The sequence below is a fragment of the Pseudoalteromonas piscicida genome, assembly GCF_002744175.1.
Classification (GTDB): Bacteria; Pseudomonadota; Gammaproteobacteria; order Enterobacterales; family Alteromonadaceae; genus Pseudoalteromonas; species Pseudoalteromonas piscicida_B.
In genome coordinates, this window is sequence record NZ_NKHF01000027.1 from 20,283 (window position 1) to 37,555 (window position 17,273).

Annotated in this window: 14 protein-coding genes and 1 pseudogene; 3 read left to right on the plus strand and 12 right to left on the minus strand. The window is 44.6% G+C overall.

The features are described 5' to 3' along the window. Position 1: 1 nt before the first annotated feature. The 5 genes from CEX98_RS06110 to rpsB form a co-directional block, all read right to left on the minus strand. The gene (locus tag CEX98_RS06110; RefSeq protein WP_099641225.1) at positions 2 to 775 is read right to left on the minus strand and encodes an isoprenyl transferase; all 774 of its coding nucleotides are present in this window, start codon (positions 773 to 775) and stop codon (positions 2 to 4) included. A gap of 161 nt (positions 776 to 936) precedes the next feature. After that, positions 937 to 1,494, minus strand: coding sequence for a ribosome recycling factor (gene frr / locus CEX98_RS06115; RefSeq protein WP_099641226.1), 558 nt, complete (start codon positions 1,492 to 1,494; stop codon positions 937 to 939). Positions 1,495 to 1,586: 92 nt separating this feature from the next. Further along, positions 1,587 to 2,324: a UMP kinase gene (gene pyrH / locus CEX98_RS06120; protein ID WP_099641227.1), complete on the minus strand. Its 738-nt coding sequence runs from the start codon at positions 2,322 to 2,324 to the stop codon at positions 1,587 to 1,589. Positions 2,325 to 2,463: 139 nt separating this feature from the next. Continuing rightward, positions 2,464 to 3,315 (minus strand): translation elongation factor Ts, encoded by an 852-nt coding sequence (gene tsf, locus CEX98_RS06125; protein ID WP_099641228.1) that lies wholly within the window; start codon positions 3,313 to 3,315, stop codon positions 2,464 to 2,466. Positions 3,316 to 3,535: 220 nt separating this feature from the next. Beyond that, the gene (gene rpsB, locus CEX98_RS06130; protein ID WP_099641229.1) at positions 3,536 to 4,264 is read right to left on the minus strand and encodes a 30S ribosomal protein S2; all 729 of its coding nucleotides are present in this window, start codon (positions 4,262 to 4,264) and stop codon (positions 3,536 to 3,538) included. A 284-nt stretch (positions 4,265 to 4,548) separates the two neighbouring features. On the opposite strand from rpsB, the gene map reads away from it, so the two are divergent. The 3 genes from map to dapD all read left to right on the plus strand — a co-directional run bounded on the left by map (position 4,549) and on the right by dapD (position 9,014). After that, on the plus strand, positions 4,549 to 5,340 hold the full coding sequence (map, locus tag CEX98_RS06135) for a type I methionyl aminopeptidase (protein ID WP_099641230.1): 792 nt from the start codon (positions 4,549 to 4,551) through the stop codon (positions 5,338 to 5,340). A 217-nt stretch (positions 5,341 to 5,557) separates the two neighbouring features. Beyond that, positions 5,558 to 8,176: a [protein-PII] uridylyltransferase gene (glnD, locus tag CEX98_RS06140; RefSeq protein ID WP_099641231.1), complete on the plus strand. Its 2,619-nt coding sequence runs from the start codon at positions 5,558 to 5,560 to the stop codon at positions 8,174 to 8,176. Between the two features lie 10 nt (positions 8,177 to 8,186). After that, entirely contained in the window at positions 8,187 to 9,014 is an 828-nt protein-coding gene (gene dapD, locus CEX98_RS06145) for a 2,3,4,5-tetrahydropyridine-2,6-dicarboxylate N-succinyltransferase (RefSeq protein ID WP_099641232.1), read from the plus strand. 175 nt (positions 9,015 to 9,189) lie between these two features. Here the strand turns inward: dapD and CEX98_RS06150 are convergent, their stop codons facing one another. The 7 genes and pseudogenes from CEX98_RS06150 to lepA all read right to left on the minus strand — a co-directional run bounded on the left by CEX98_RS06150 (position 9,190) and on the right by lepA (position 17,224). Next, positions 9,190 to 11,244, minus strand: a complete 2,055-nt coding sequence (locus CEX98_RS06150; RefSeq protein ID WP_099641233.1) for a TonB-dependent receptor — start codon at positions 11,242 to 11,244, stop codon at positions 9,190 to 9,192. Positions 11,245 to 11,402: 158 nt separating this feature from the next. Beyond that, positions 11,403 to 12,137, minus strand: coding sequence for a pyridoxine 5'-phosphate synthase (gene pdxJ, locus CEX98_RS06155; protein ID WP_099641234.1), 735 nt, complete (start codon positions 12,135 to 12,137; stop codon positions 11,403 to 11,405). 90 nt (positions 12,138 to 12,227) lie between these two features. Then, positions 12,228 to 12,920: a DNA repair protein RecO gene (gene recO, locus CEX98_RS06160; protein ID WP_099641235.1), complete on the minus strand. Its 693-nt coding sequence runs from the start codon at positions 12,918 to 12,920 to the stop codon at positions 12,228 to 12,230. Further along, the gene (era, locus tag CEX98_RS06165; protein ID WP_099641236.1) at positions 12,921 to 13,820 is read right to left on the minus strand and encodes a GTPase Era; all 900 of its coding nucleotides are present in this window, start codon (positions 13,818 to 13,820) and stop codon (positions 12,921 to 12,923) included. After that, on the minus strand, positions 13,810 to 14,487 hold the full coding sequence (gene rnc / locus CEX98_RS06170; RefSeq protein ID WP_099641237.1) for a ribonuclease III: 678 nt from the start codon (positions 14,485 to 14,487) through the stop codon (positions 13,810 to 13,812). The genes era and rnc overlap by 11 nt, the downstream gene beginning before the upstream one ends. Before the next feature lie 2 nt (positions 14,488 to 14,489). Further along, positions 14,490 to 15,424, minus strand: a pseudogene (gene lepB, locus CEX98_RS06175) (signal peptidase I). A gap of 12 nt (positions 15,425 to 15,436) precedes the next feature. Further along, entirely contained in the window at positions 15,437 to 17,224 is a 1,788-nt protein-coding gene (lepA, locus tag CEX98_RS06180) for a translation elongation factor 4 (protein ID WP_099641238.1), read from the minus strand. Positions 17,225 to 17,273 lie beyond the last annotated feature (49 nt).

The following is a 17,273-nucleotide window of genomic DNA, read 5'->3' on the forward strand; positions in this document are numbered from 1 at the left end:
CTTAACTTGTTGCGTCTTTCTCAGCTAGGAGCTGCTTAATTTGCTCTCCTGTGCATCCGAAGCGTCGCTCTCTAGACACGTAACAAGCGATGGCTTCAGAGAATGCTTGCTCGTCAAAATCAGGCCAAAGCGTGTCAGTAAAATAGAGTTCGGCGTATGCAGCTTGCCACAGCAAAAAGTTACTGATGCGGAAGTCTCCTCCCGTTCTGATCAATAAGTCTAGACTTGCTTGATCAGCCATCATCATCTGCTCTGTTAGTGCTTCTTCGGTAATATCACTTGGTTGCATATGACCCGCAGCGACTTGCTCGGCAAGATGCTGCGCTGCTTGTGTGATATCCCAACGGCCACCATAATTTGCTGCAATGTTTAAGTTAAGCCCTGTATTGTCCTGGGTCAATGTCTGAGCTTCATGAACACGCTGCTGGAGACTATTAGGAAAGCGAGAAAGGTCGCCAATAATGGTTAGCTTTACGTTGTTCTTATTTAATTTCTTAACTTCTTTAGACAGCACATAAATGAATAACTCCATTAATGTACTGACTTCATCTTCTGGTCTACGCCAGTTTTCACTACTGAAGGCAAATAGTGTCAAAGACTCTATGCCTAACTTGGAACAGAATTGCACGGCACGACGAACCGAGTCTACACCCTTTTTGTGTCCGAAGGCACGAGGACGTCTACGAGCTTGCGCCCAACGACCGTTGCCATCCATTATTATCGCAACATGTTTTGGCAATGATTGCTGCGAAATAACCTCTGCTTCTAAAATCATAATTCCAATTTAAGTGAAAAAAAACGCCGCCTAGTATACCCTAGGCGCGCTTCAAACCTAATAAATTTGTCGATGTACCTAGCCAAAAACTCGCTAACTGCTCAGAAACAAAACAGATTTTTCCGGTAATCAGTTTTATGCAATGGCTAGATTAAAGACATTTAGATTTCCATCAACTCAGCTTCTTTGGCGCTTAGTTGTGTATCCATTTCTTTGATGTACTTGTCAGTTAGCTTTTGGATTTCATCTTCAGCTTGACGCGCTTCATCTTCAGAGATTTCTTTGTCTTTTAGTAAAGATTTCACATCACCGTTCGCGTCGCGACGAATATTACGTACTGCAACACGCCCACCTTCCACTTCGCCACGTACGATCTTGATAAGATCTTTACGACGCTCTTCTGTTAGCGGAGGAAGTGGTACACGGATAACGGTCCCTGCAGACATAGGGTTTAGGCCTAAGTCTGAAGACATGATTGCTTTTTCTACCGCTTGAGCTAATGACTTATCGAACACACTGATCGCAAGTGTGCGAGAATCTTCAGTCGTTACGTTTGCTACTTGGTTTAGCGGAGTGTCTGCACCGTAGTAAGAAACAGAGATACCATCTAATAGCGCAGGGTGTGCACGACCGGTGCGGATTTTAGAAAGTTGACTTGCAAGTGCAGCCACACTTTTTTTCATGCGCTCTTGAGCGTCTTTTTTAATATCTTCGATCACAATACTTTCCTAGTCTGTTCTTGTTATGCCAGATTATACTCGCAATTTAGAGATTCGCTACCTAACCACGAGTTACTGATATCGTCGTCAGATTATTCTGCTGCTTGAGAAGAGATCAGTGTTCCCTCTTCTTCACCCATGATGACATTTTTCAATGCACCCGGCTTGTTCATGTTGAATACGCTAATTGGCATATTGTGGTCACGAGCCAATGTGAATGCAGCTAAGTCCATCACTTTCAATTCTTGGTCAATCACTTCATTGTACGTTAGGTGGCGATATAGCTTTGCGTCTGGGTTTTTAACCGGATCGTCGCTAAATACGCCTTCCACTTTAGTGGCTTTGATTACCGTGTCAGCCTCTATCTCGATACCACGTAAACAGGCAGCAGAGTCCGTAGTAAAAAACGGATTGCCAGTACCAGCAGAGAAAATAACAACACGGCCAGACTTTAATAGGCTGATTGCTTCTGCCCAGTTGTAAGCATCACACACACCATTTAGTGGAATTGCAGACATCAAACGTGCATTTACAAAAGCACGGTGCAACGCGTCACGCATTGCCAAACCATTCATAACAGTGGCTAACATGCCCATGTGGTCGCCCACAACTCGGTTCATGCCCGCTTCTGCCAGTGAACCACCACGTAAGAAGTTACCGCCACCGATAACTAAACCCACTTCTACGTCGAGCTCTACTAACTCTTTGATTTCTTGTGCCATACGATCCAATACTTTTGGATCGATACCAAAGCCTTCATCTCCCATTAAAGCTTCACCACTAAGCTTTAAAAGAACGCGTCTAAAAACAGGTTTTTTATTGATAGTCATAATATCCGGGCCAATTAAAAGTGAGGTAAAAAATAACCGCGCTTATGCTAGACATAAATGCGCGGTTATTTTAGAGAATTTTCAGCAATGACGCAAAGCTATTGTCAGCTTTTGCGTCATTAGGCATCACAGTTAGTGATTACTCGCCTTTAGCCGCAGCGATTTGTGCTGCAACTTCTGCTGCGAAATCTTCTTCTTTCTTCTCGATACCTTCACCTACTTCTAGGCGAACGAATGAAGAAACTGATGCATTCTTCTCTTTAAGGTAGTCACCCACTGATTTCTTAGGTTCCATGATGAAAGCTTGACCAGTAAGAGAGATCTCACCAGTGAACTTCTTCATACGACCAACAACCATCTTCTCAGCGATTTCAGCTGGCTTACCTTCGTTCATTGCGATGTCAACTTGAACCGCTTTTTCTTTTTCAACTACTTCAGCCGGTACATCTTCTGGGTTTAGGTAGTCTGGCTTAGAAGCAGCAACGTGCATTGCAACGTGCTTAAGTGTTTCTTCGTCAGCATCACCAGCTACAACAACACCGATACGCTCGCCGTGACGGTAAGCAACTAGTTTGTCACCTTGGATGTAAGAAACACGACGGATGTTCATGTTCTCACCGATTTTAGCAACTAGTGCAACGCGAGTCTCTTCGAACTTAGCTTGTAAGTCTTCGATAGTTACTTGCTCAGCTACAGCAGCTTCAGCAACTTCGTTAGCAAATGCTAGGAAGCTTGCATCTTTTGCTACGAAGTCAGTTTGACAGTTAACTTCTACTAGTGCAGCAAAACCTTCGCCTTGCTTGATGATGATAGTACCTTCAGCAGCGATGTTACCTGCTTTTTTAGCAGCTTTAGCAGCACCACTTTTACGCATGTTTTCGATAGCTAGATCGATGTCACCGTTAGTTTCAGTTAGTGCTTTTTTACAATCCATCATGCCAGCGCCAGTGCGCTCACGAAGTTCTTTTACTAGGGCAGCAGTTACAGCCATTAGAATATCCTCAAATCTGAATTCAGTTCTTGATAAAACCAACCTTAGGTTGGCTGAATATCAAATCAAGTACAGCTTGCCTCAATTTGATATAAATCCGTTATCTTTCAAGGTCTGCTTGGCAAACAACGGGATAAGCAGTCAGTCGCTTATAAAGAATATCAAGTCTTCACCAACAATTTGATGAAGACTTGATGACAGCTAATACCTAATCAGGTAATTACTCAGCTTCAACGAAGTCGTCGTTTTCTGCTTGAGCAACGATGTTGCTCTCACGACCTTCAGTGATAGCTGCTGCTACTGCACCAGTGTATAGCTGGATTGCACGGATAGCATCGTCGTTACCTGGGATGATGAAATCAACACCATCTGGGTTAGAGTTAGTATCAACAACAGATACAACTGGGATACCTAGGTTGTTAGCTTCACGGATAGCGATGTGCTCGTGGTCTGCGTCGATAACAAAGATAGCGTCTGGAAGACCGCCCATGTCTTTGATACCGCCAAGGCCTTTCTCAAGCTTTTGCATTTCACGAGTAAGCATTAGCGCTTCTTTCTTAGTAAGCTTCTCAAAAGTACCGTCTTGGCTTTGAGTCTCAAGGTCTTTAAGACGCTTGATTGATTGACGAACTGTTTTCCAGTTAGTCAACATACCACCTAACCAACGGTGATTTACGTAGAACTGCTCACTTTGGATAGCCGCTTCTTTAACTGCTTCGCTTGCAGCGCGCTTAGTACCTACGAAAAGGATTTTACCTTTGTTTGAAGCAACGTTCGAAAGGAACTTAAGAGCGTCGTTGAATAAAGGTACTGTTTTTTCTAGGTTGATGATATGAACGCGGTTACGTGCACCGAAGATGAAAGGCTTCATCTTAGGGTTCCAGTAACGTGCTTGGTGACCGAAGTGAACACCAGCTTGAAGCATATCGCGCATTGAAACGTTTGCCATTGTATATTTCCTCTAATAAGTTAGGGTTAGGCCTCCACATATCCCATAGCACCAACACGAAGTTTTTGAAACTGCATGCACCCAAGTGTATGTGTCGATATGTGTGTGTGTTAATATTAATAAATAAGTGTGTTGTCTTAACTACAAACATCCATCTTCACCGAGTGACGAAGAATTATTTGTAAAAAGACGGCGCGCTTTATACCATATATAAAGAATTAACTCAATCTTATGCGTAAAATTTGTGCATAATAAATGTTCATCTAAATTGACTTGGAGTCTAAATGAGTGCAGTGATCAAAACCCCTGAAGAAATCGAAAAAATGCGTGTTGCCGGGCGTTTAGCCGCGGATGTACTGGAAATGATCGAGCCGTATGTTAAGCCAGGGGTGACCACCGACGAATTAAACACCATTTGTCACAACTACATTGTTGATGAGCAAGGTGCGATCCCGGCACCACTAAATTACCACGGCTTTCCAAAGTCAATTTGTACCTCAGTTAACCACGTTATCTGCCATGGTATTCCAAACGACAAGCCGCTCAAAGAAGGCGATATTATCAACATCGATGTCACAGTGATCAAAGATGGTTATCATGGCGATACCTCTAAGATGTTTTATGTTGGTACACCGACTATCCAAGGCAAGCGTCTGAGTGAAATTACGCAAGAAAGCCTGTATTTAGCAATTAAGATGGTAAAACCCGGTGTGCGCCTTGGTGATATTGGTGCTGCAATTCAAAAGTATGCAGAGGGCTTTAACTATTCTATCGTTCGCGAATACTGTGGTCATGGTATTGGTAAAGAATTCCATGAAGAACCGCAAGTAATGCACTATGGTAAGCCGGGCACGGGCGAAGTGTTAAAGGCAGGTATGTGCTTAACTATCGAGCCTATGGTAAACGCGGGTAAGCGCCAGTGTAAGCTACTAAAAGATGAGTGGACTGTGGTAACTAAAGACCGCAGCCTTTCAGCTCAGTGGGAGCATACGCTGCTTGTGACAGAGAATGGCGTTGAAATTTTAACGCTACGTAGTGATGAGACTATCGACCGCGTTATCACGCATTCAGCTTAACCCTCACTCAGATTCAAAAAGCCAACGAGACAGTTGGCTTTTTTTACCTTTAGCCAATTACCTTAGCTCACTTTAACCTAGCCCCTTCTGCTGCCATCACGAGTTCATTTCGAGCTGAGCAAAGCTTGTCCCATCACACTTTCGTCACTCGCAATTCGACGCTAATTAGTGTAAAACGGGGATTTATTGATTTTGCGCGCATGACACAGGATCCGAAGTGGCATTACCAAACAAAGTGAAAACGCTGCTTGATGAAGCACAAGAGCTGGCTGACTATCGAGACTGTTTAGGCTATTTTTATAAGTGGCTAAGCAATCAATTTTCAAAGCAACCCGTTCGTAACCTAATCAATTCTCGTGCCGAATTTATCGACCGACTACTCATTAAACTATTCAATGACACCGGTTTGGCACAATACCCAGACCTTGCACTTATAGCTATCGGTGGTTATGGACGAGGAGAGCTACACCCCTTTTCAGATATTGATTTTTTGGTCCTCACCAAAGACGCACCGTGTGAGCAAGTCACAATAGGGCTTGAGCAGTTTGTCACTTATCTTTGGGATCTTGGGCTAGACATTGGTCACAGTGTTCGAACACATGAGCAAGTGCTTGATCAAAAGCAAAATGATGTTCACTTCACCACCAGTTTGCTGGAAAGCCGACTAATTTGCGGTAACCATATTGAATATGAGCGCCTAAAGCGACATATTATCGAAACGCCGATCTGGCAATCCAGTGACTTTTTTATCGCCAAGGTAAACGAGCAGAATATTCGCCATAAAAAATGTCACGGTACGGCCTACAACCTTGAGCCTAATATTAAAGAAAACCCAGGTGGACTGCGTGATTTACAAACCATATTTTGGGTCGCGAAAAAGCACTTCCACGCAGAGACACTAGAAGAGCTAATTAATCATGGTTACCTAACGCATGAAGAGTATCAAGAGCTGCTTGAGTGCATCGAAAACCTTTGGAATATTCGCTTTGCGCTGCATTTAGCTGCGGGACGTAGTGAAAACCGTTTGCTGTTCGACCATCAACCTCATGCTGCTGAATTGTTAGGCTTTGGTTCTGAGGGTAAAGCCTCAGTCGAGCGCATGATGAAGCGCTTGTTTAGGATCATGAGCCGAGTGCGTGAAATGAACCAAATGCTACTGTCTTATTTTGAACAGAGCATTCTACCTGAGCAGGTTGAACAAGAAGCCATTCCACTGGATAGAAACTTTGAGCGGATCGGTAATAAGATCCGAGTGAAAAACCCCTCGGTATTCTTCCGTCGTGAAAACCTCTTTGTACTTTTTGAGCACATTGCCGATAACCCAAGGATCACACAAATTGATCCCAGTACCATTCGTACCATGCGTCAAGTGCGACGTCGTTTACTGGGTGATCTACAAGATTATGCAGGTTGCCGCGATGCCTTTTTGCGACTGTTAAAACATCCAAACGGCATGGGCCGCGCATTTACTCTAATGCATAAGCACGGCATTATTGCAGCCTACCTCCCCCAATGGCGGAATATTTTTGGTCAAATGCAATTTGACCTGTTCCATGCTTACACTGTGGATGAACATACGCACAAGCTTATTAATAATATTTATCGCTACTTTGACAAAGAGCATATCAGCGAGTTTCCAATTTGCTCAGAAATTGTCGCGCGGATGGACAAGCCAGAACTACTCTATTTGGCCGGTATTTTCCATGATATCGCCAAAGGCCGTGGAGGTGACCACTCAGAGCTTGGCGCTGTGGATGCCACCGCCTTTACCAAAATGCATGGATTTACCGCTTCTGACGCTAAACTGGTAGCTTGGTTGGTGCAAAACCACTTATTGATGTCGGTAACGGCGCAGCGAAAAGATATTAACGACCCCGATGTTATCGCCGAGTTTGCGCAAAAAGTAAAAAATGAACGTCAGTTAGATTATTTGTACTGTTTAACTGTCGCCGACATTCGCGCTACTAATGATAATCTCTGGAACGACTGGAAAAACACCCTATTACGAGAGCTGTATCTACACACTCAACGAGCGCTGCGCTTAGGCCTTGAAAACCCGATGGATATGCGCGATCAGATCCGAGATAAAAAGCGTCAAGCCAAACAACGGCTGATTAATTTAGGGTATTTTGAGCAGTATATAGATCTTATTTGGTCTCGCTTTAAGGCCAACTATTTTACCGCCTTTAGTGAGCAACAAATTTCGTGGCATACCGAGCACTTACTCAAATCTGATGACCTCAGCCTGCCCAGTGTGATTGTATCGAATAAACCAATGCATGGTGGCACCCAGGTGTTTGTGTACAGCCCGTATGAATCCGCTCTATTTGCCAAATTGGTAAGTGTGATTGGTTCTAAAAAAGCGCAGATCCAGCATGCTCAGGTTATGACTACCAAAGATGGCTACGTGGTATTTAGCTTTGTGATCCTAGAGGTCAATGGTGATCCACTTAGCACCGGTCGAGCAGCAGGCATTAGAAGAGGACTAGAAACACTCCTCAAAGATCCTAAAAAGAAAATCAGAGTCAAAAAGAACCGCTCACAAAAGTTCAAAGATTTTAATATTAAGCCGAAGATTATTTTGCGCCCCCATGCCAGAGCAAACCGGAGCCTAATTGAGATTCAAGCCATTGATATTCCTGGGCTACTGACTAAAATTGCCGAGGTATTTCAAAGCTATTCACTGCATATTCATGCCGCGCGCATTACAACCGTCGGCGAACGTGCGGAAGACTTTTTCGTGGTCTCAAACAAAGATTACAAGGCGTTGGACGAAGTGCAAAAAGCTGAACTTCATCGAGCGCTACTCAAAAAATTAAATGCTGAAACAGAGTAAAGAGGAATTTATGTCTGATTTAAAAACAACGATTGAAACCGCGTGGGAAAACCGCGATACCATTACCCCAACAGCGGTATCAGACGAAGTAAAACAAGCGATTGTTCAAGCACTTGAGCTTTTGGATTCGGGCGCTGCACGGGTTGCTGAAAAAGTCAGTGGTGAATGGGTCGTACATCAATGGTTGAAAAAGGCGGTGCTACTGTCTTTTAGAATTAGAGATAACCAACCAATGAGTGATGGCGTTAACCAGTTTTACGACAAAGTACCGCTAAAGTTTTCTGATTACACACCTGAGCAATTCCAGCAAGGTGGCATGCGCGTAGTACCTAATGCGGTTGCTCGTCAAGGCAGCTTTGTCGGTAAAAACGTGGTACTGATGCCGTCTTACGTCAATATTGGTGCCTATGTTGATGAAGGCACTATGGTAGACACTTGGGCAACCGTAGGCTCATGTGCACAGATCGGTAAAAACGTTCACCTATCTGGCGGTGTTGGCATTGGTGGCGTTTTAGAGCCGCTACAAGCCAACCCAACGATTATTGAAGATAACTGTTTCATCGGCGCGCGTTCTGAAATCGTAGAAGGTGTAATTGTTGAAGAAGGTGCAGTTATCTCTATGGGTGTATATATTTCTCAAAGTACTCGTATCTATGACCGCGAAACCGGCGAGATCCACTATGGTCGCGTACCAGCAGGTGCCGTTGTGGTGCCAGGCTCACTACCAAGCAAAGATGGTTCTCATAGCCTATACGCTGCTATCATTGTGAAAAAAGTAGACCAACAAACTCGCGAGAAAGTTGGTATTAATGCACTACTTCGCTCACTAGACGATTAATTTATAATAGGGAGCTTTGTACTCCCTATTAGTTAATTTGAACTCGGGATAACAACATGTTCTCAAGCAGCTGTTATCCCATACTAGAGCGTTAAATTTGCCTGGTATCAAGACATAAACTTCTTGCGTGATTTTACAAGTATTTTATACCGCTTCTTATCCGAGTTCAGGTTATTTACCAGCGATAATCTAGCGAAACCAAAACGTTTCTTGGTCTTCCAGGGAAATACCTTTCTCCACTAAATGAAGTGTAATCAGCTCGTTCAGCATAGCGCTCATCGGTCAAATTTTTCACTCTTAAAGTCAACGCCAGTTGCGGATTTATCTGCCACTTTCCTCTTAATGTCAGCAAATCATGACCTGAGTAGCGATGTCGATTTTCTGGGTCGGTAAAATATGCTCCCACATGATGCCAAGCCAGCGACATACTTAAGTTATCAAGCGCTTGCCAGCGTAGCTGCATATTAACCAAATTTCGTGGTGCTGAATCTAGCTCATTACCGTTTATATTGATGCTATTGAGAATATTGTCTTGCTCGTAGGTATGTTTAGTACGAGTTGCGGCAAGGTCCACCTGCCAGCGTTCAAAGAGTTGATAACTTAGCTCTAACTCGACCCCTCGATACTTAGCGCGGCCATCATTGATATAGAAAAAATCACTATCTCGGAAGATCAGATTGTCTTTATCCATTTCATAGGCCGCAACTTGATAACTCAGCTTGTCTGTACTGCCTTTGATCCCCACCTCAACACTGTTCGCCTTTTCTTCTTGAAGTGATGCTTTTAGTTGCGCTCGCTGGAGCTGATAAAGCTCAGCCGCTTGAGGCGCACGGTAACCGCTAGACAAGTTAACATAAGCGATGTGTGAAGTTGCCAAAGCATAGCTTAAGCCAAACTGAGGAGAAAAATAACTAAAGTGATCGGTGTCACTCGCGGGACGACTATAGCGACAGCCCCCCATGCTGCATGTTGATCCATCTTCTTTAGTCCGCCCAGTGGGGAGCCAATTCTGATAATCGTAGCGCATAGACTCATATCGCCCGCCCAACTCAGCTAGCCAGTTCCCTTGTCGCCAAGTCAACTTTGCGAAAGAAGCGATTTGACTTGCGTCGACATCGTAGTCGTAATGTTTTCCTGGTGGGATCGTAGCTTGTAAGAATGCCGAACCCTGAGTCGGTGTTGGCTGATATTGCAGCATCTCCCCTTGGGTGTATTCCGCATCTACCCCCCAATCTAATTGGACTGAGTCGCTTAATTCTGTTTGTACCAGCGTTTGCAACCCCACGCCGGTTTGACCATTTTCTTCAAACGGCTTTCCAGGTAAGAAGTGCTTAACAAACTCCATTTCCTGCCAGCGCATGTAAGGTTTCAACAAAACCGTATTAGTGTCATTCCAAAACCAAGACACCTCACTCCAGGCTCTGAATGACTCGGCCTTTCTATACGCTTCGGGGTTTTCATTTTGCTTTGCTAAAGTCTTATCTTTGTAGCTATCGTCACCTGTAATATAGCCTGCCGTATGCTGGTTTAAGTGAGTGTACGTTACCCCTGAAACCACATTAGCCAGCGAACCTTGATACTGGTGCTTTACGCTTATCTTTTGCTGCTCTACGCTCTCGCCATCGCGATAACCCGTATCTTTTGTTAGCGTCAGCGCGGACCCTAAGCCAAGCGCCTCATTCCCAGCTCCTATTCGCGCTCTACTATAGCCATATGAGCCAACATCTACAGCAACACGTGACTCATCTTGAATATGATTTGCGGTGATCACATTGACCACTCCGTGTACGGCATTAGAGCCATAAAGTACGCTATTAGGCCCTTTTAGCACTTCGATACGTTCTGCCGCTTCAAAGTGAGATTCAAACAATTCATTGATATTGCAAAACCCAGCGGCTCTGAGGGCAATACCATCTTCTGCCATCAAGATACCACCACACGCCCCAGCACCTGATAACACTTGGGAGCGCAAAGCAGGTAAGTATTCTTGCCCGTTACCATGCTGTATATTGGCTCCTGCAACCAACCTCAAGGCCTTTTCAATGTGTGTAACACCGATATCCTCAAGTTGGGCTTCAGATAGCTGTGAGAGGCTAACAGGACGCTCTCCTGTCGTTGTGGCTAGTCTGGATGCTGTTGTTGTAATAATTTCGAATTCGTTGTTTTCTGTTGCTAGGCTTGGCTGCGAAGCAAAGGCACAACCCGCAAGAGCGAATGCCAGTTTCTTCATGTTGATACCAGTTTGATGTTAGCTTCTATCTATCTTTTTAATTCAGTGAGCTTTGCTGAGACAAGAAAACTTTGTCGATAACGCAAAGCCTTTGCATTCAATTAAGCCGGCAAAAATAAAGGGCTATGAAGCCCTTCGTGATTTGTCTTGGTGCGGCGTTATGCTTGCCTTGCCTCTAGCATCAAGCGCTTCATGTCTCGAACCGCTTTCTCTAGGCCATCTACCGCTGCTCTTGCAATAATGGCGTGGCCAATATTGAGCTCATAAATTTCTGGCATTTCGGCAATCGCTTTAACGTTGTGATAATGCAGACCGTGACCCGCATTAACAACAATCCCTAGGCTATGTGCATATTTCACGCCTTCGCGGATCCGTTCAAGCTCAGCTTGCATTTCAGCGTCGTTTTCTGCGTCGGCATAAGCGCCTGTGTGAATCTCAATATAAGGGGCGCCCGTTTGTTTCGCTGCATCCAATTGCGTCTTATCAGCGTCAATAAAGAGGCTAACCTTGATCCCTGCCTCGGTTAAGCGTTTAGTGGCAGCCGTCACTTTATCTAGATTGCCCGCTACGTCTAGCCCGCCTTCAGTTGTAAGCTCTTCACGTTTTTCTGGTACTAAGCAAACGTATTGTGGTTTCACTTCGCAGGCAATGTCTAGCATCTCGTCAGTCACCGCAATTTCTAAGTTCATGCGAGTCTGGATTGTCTTGGCCATCACATACACATCACGGTCTTGAATATGGCGACGGTCTTCACGCAAGTGAATAGTAATACCATCTGCACCGGCGTGCTCTGCAACCGCCGCGGCGTGCGCTGGATCAGGGTAGCTTGTGCCACGCGCCTGACGGAGCGTTGCAATATGGTCTACGTTTACGCCAAGTAAAATATCTTTCATCGTTTATCCCTTGATAATATGAGCGAGTGAACGACGCATCGCTCACTACTGCAATATCAGTTGCATCAGTATTGTGCGTACCAACTGATACTATTTTTTTGTAATAAAGAGTTCTCTGCTTTTAAGTCCCTGCCTGCCTACCAGCGGCGCCATTAACTTGCGTGTTAACCACTTTGCCGCCCTTCGTACTGCAAGGTCTTGATAATCTTGGTTGGCCATAGCCAATAATATACTGCCGGGTATCGTATCAGGTTCACGCCCAACCGCAATAAATCCGTATTCAGCAACATATTTATACGCTTTTTTTGGGTTGACTGGATTACCTTCGGCATCAAATTCTAGTTCTACTCCAAACCCAAGCTCCGCAAGCAATTGCAATTCAAAACTGCGTAAAATAGGCTCAACATCGTCATCTTCAGCTAAACGCGTGAGATGTAACTGATAAAGTGCAAAAATTTGCTCTAAAGGTTCGTTGGTAGGCACTACCCGCTGCGTCAATTCATTGAGATATAGACCACAATAAAGCTGACGACCAAGTAGGTGTACTTGATGATCGGTAGGTTCAAAACGGTTTACATACTTGAAGTCATACCTACCTGCATATTGCAGTAACAGTAAGGAAAATGGTCGTAGCTGAGCGTTATGCTTGAGGGATTGCTTGCCCTTTACTCGGGCAAGCATTTTGAGTTGTCCAACACCTTCGACTAGCACGTCAAGCAACACCTGAGAATCGCTATATGGTCTGCGATGCAACAGATAGGCCTGTCGAAAGTCGCTATCCAATCAGTCTTCTCCGTACCCTAAACTACGTAGTGCACGTTCGTCGTCTGCCCAGCCAGATTTTACTTTAACCCAGCACTCTAGATAGACTTTGTTTTCGAGCATGTCTTCAAGATCTTTACGCGCTTCACGACCAATCACTTTCAGCTTCTCGCCTTTGTTACCAATCACCATGCGTTTTTGTGACTCTCGCTCAACTAAGATCAAAGCATTGATCTGCCAAACGCCGTTGTCTTGCCATTTAAACTGCTCAATCTCTACAGTAACGGAATAAGGTAATTCATCGCCCATAAAGCGCATAAGCTTTTCACGCACTATTTCAGCCGCCAAGAAACGCATAGAACGGTCTGTTACATAATCTTCAGGGAAAAAGAATTCACACGCAGGTAAGCGCTTGTGAACCTCTTCTTTGATCATATCAACGTTCTTGCCTTGCTTAGCTGAGATAGGCACGATCCCGATAAAGTCGCCTTGCTCACTTAACCACTGGATGTGTGGCATCAACAAGTCTTTATCTTTAACCTGATCGGTCTTATTCATCACCACCAGAATTGGCCGGCCACTGTCTTTTACTTTGGCCAGAACCATTTCATCATCAGATGTCCAGTGAGTACCTTCAACAACAAAGATTACTAACTCGACATCACCGATAGAGCTTGAGGCAGCACGGTTCATTAGACGGTTAATGGCACGCTTTTCTTCAATATGAAGTCCGGGCGTATCAACGTACACCGCCTGATAGTTACCCTCTGTGTGGATCCCCATAATGCGGTGACGAGTAGTTTGTGGTTTGCGCGAGGTAATACTTACCTTTTGCTCTACCAATTTATTTAATAGTGTCGATTTACCTACGTTAGGTCGACCGACGATGGCAATCATGCCGCAATGCGTATCAAGCGTCATTCTTTAATATCTTAAGCGCTTTTTCGGCAGCTTTTTGCTCGGCTTTACGTCGCGAGCTGCCTACTGAAATTATACTTTCCATCCCTTCCACTATACATTCAACCGTGAATGTTTGGTTATGAGCTTGGCCTTTTGTGTCAATTACCGTATAGCCTGGTAATGGCAGTTTTCGAGCCTGCAAATATTCTTGCAACAGCGTTTTTGGGTCTTTTTGATTGTGCCCAGGAGAAATCGCCGTTAAACGGGAATCATACCAACTAAGCACTAAATCTCGGCACACATCGATGTCGGAGTCTAGGAAGACTGCGCCTATGATGGCTTCAACCGCATCGGCAAGCGTTGACTCACGGCGGAAACCACCGCTTTTTAACTCACCGGGACCGAGACGCAAATAATCACCCAGCGCAAATTCCACACCGAATTCCGCTAGGGTTTGCCCGCGTACAAGCGTTGAGCGCATGCGGCTTAAATCACCTTCACGCGCTTTTGGAAACTTGTGATACAAAGCATTTGCAATCACAAAGCTTAAAATAGAGTCACCTAAAAATTCGAGACGCTCGTTGTGCTGGCCTTTGTGACTACGATGAGTCAAAGCCTGCTCAAGCAGCGCCTTATCACTGAAGTGATACCCTATTTTATTATAAAGTTCTTCTACGTTTCTTTTCATTGTTACTGAATACTACCTAGGCGCTCAAAACGAACACCGGTTGGAACCCACCCTGGCAAAATGCTGTCTGGGCCATTATCAAAGTCAAAGCTTAACCAAATAAACACCGCTCGACCAACCAAGTTTTCATCCGGAACAAAGCCCCACATACGACTATCTTGGCTGTTGTTACGGTTATCACCCATCGCAAAATAACTACCTTCAGGTACTACCCACTCATCACGGCGAGTACCAGCTTGCTGATAATAGCGATCTGTTAATTCTAAAACTTCTGGATTAATTAAAATATCATGTTTAACGTTTGGCAAATGCTCGGTTAACCGAACTAACTGCATTGGGCCTTGCGTAAATTCATCACGATTTACAATATCAACATCAATCTTATTGTATTCACCACAGGCTAGGCCATTCGCCTCGCTTGCACCCTCTTCGCACTTTGGCTTGATGTAAAGCTGTCGATTGCGATAGACGATATGATCGCCAGGTAAGCCCACAATGCGTTTAATAAAATCAATACGCTCATCTAATGGAAACTTGAACACGGCAATGTCGCCACGTTCAGGCGTACCTGTTTCAATAATCTTGCTACGCCAAACTGGGTCTTTAATCCCATAGGCGTACTTTTCCACCAAGATAAAATCGCCATCCAACAAGGTTGCATCATCGAGCCTGATGGAATTTGAAACGGTTCAAAAATAAATGAGCGGAAAATCGTGATTGCCGCGATCATCGGAAAAATTGATTTCGCATTTTCAACAATGGCAGGTTCTGGCGCTATTTCAGCAATAATGTCGTCATCCAACTGAGTTTCTGACGCACCTTGCGCAATAGCAAGTCGAGCTTGTCTTTTTGGCGCATACACCAAGTGATCGATCAACCAAATAAGGCCCGAACCGACCGTGAGTAGCACCAATAAAATTGAAAAATAACCTGCCATTTGTATTTCCTGTTACTTACCGACTTTCAATATTGCTAAGAATGCGTCTTGAGGCACTTCAACGTTACCAAGTTGCTTCATCCGCTTCTTACCTTCTTTTTGCTTCTGTAGTAGCTTTTTCTTACGGCTCACGTCACCACCATAACATTTTGCAATTACGTTTTTACGCAACTGCTTCACCGTACTACGTGCGATAACGTGATTACCAATTGCAGCTTGAATAGCAATATCAAACATTTGGCGAGGGATCAATTCTCTCAATGCTTCTGCTAACTGGCGACCTCTGCTTTGAGAGCCATCTCGGTGAACAATTATTGCCAAGGCATCAACACGATCGCCGTTAATTAGAATATCTACACGCACCATGTCAGAAGGCTGGAAGCGCTTAAAGTTATAATCAAGAGAAGCAAAACCACGGCTGGTCGACTTCAGCTTGTCAAAGAAGTCCATCACCACCTCTGACATTGGTAGCTCATAGGTTACCGCCACTTGCTTGCCGTGATAGCTCATCTTGGTTTGTACACCACGCTTTTCAACACATAGCGTAATAACATTACCTAAATATTCTTGCGGTACTAGAATATTCGCTTCCACAATTGGTTCGCGAATTTCAATAATATCGTTTACCGGTGGTAAATCCGAAGGATTATCGATTTTCACAACTCCGTGCTTGGTCTCTACTTCGTAGATTACCGTTGGAGCTGTGGTGATCAGATCCATGTCGTATTCACGTTCTAGGCGCTCTTGAATAATCTCCATGTGGAGCATGCCCAAGAAGCCACAACGGAAACCAAAGCCAAGTGCTGTTGAGTTTTCTGGCTCGAAGAATAACGAAGCATCGTTGAGGCTTAGTTTATTAAGCGCATCGCGGAAGTTTTCGTAATCATCAGATGAAATTGGGAACATGCCCGCATATACCTGAGGCTTCACCTTTTGGAAACCAGGCAAACGGTCTGTTGCAGAATCACGAGCCATGGTAATGGTATCACCTACCGGTGCGCCGTGGATATCTTTGATACCGGCAATCACAAAACCAACTTCACCGGTCTTTAGTACACCTGTGTTAGTTTGCTTTGGTGTAAAGATACCGACTTTATCCACTTGATGAGCTTGCTCTGTCGACATAATTTTAATTTTCTCGCCAGCTCTTAGCTCACCATTTTTGATCCGTACCAAAGAAACTACGCCTTGGTATGGGTCAAACCATGAGTCGATGATTAGCGCTTGAAGTGGTGCATCGGTTTCACCTTCTGGCGGCGGAATGTCACGGACGATCACCTCAAGTACTTCGTCGATACCAATACCGGTTTTGGCACTACAGCGAACCGCTTCTAACGCTTCAATACCCACGATGTCTTCGATTTCCTCGGCAACACGTAACGGATCGGCTTGCGGTAAGTCAATTTTGTTCAGTACTGGAATAACTTCCAAGTCCATCTCAATTGCTGTGTAACAGTTGGCGAGCGTTTGTGCTTCAACACCTTGACCTGCATCAACAACGAGTAATGCACCTTCACACGCAGCAAGAGAGCGCGACACTTCATAGCTGAAGTCTACGTGTCCTGGTGTGTCGATGAAGTTAAGCTGGTATGTTTCACCATCTTTGGCCTTATAGTTAAGCGTTACGCTTTGTGCCTTAATGGTAATGCCGCGCTCACGTTCGATGTCCATCGAATCCAGTACCTGCTGCTGCATTTCGCGGTCTGTTAAACCTCCACAAACTTGGATTAAGCGGTCTGATAGCGTCGATTTTCCATGGTCAATGTGGGCAATAATAGAAAAGTTACGGATATGCTTCATATACTGGATTCAATACTTCTGTTAGTCACAAATAGAGATTAAGGCCTCG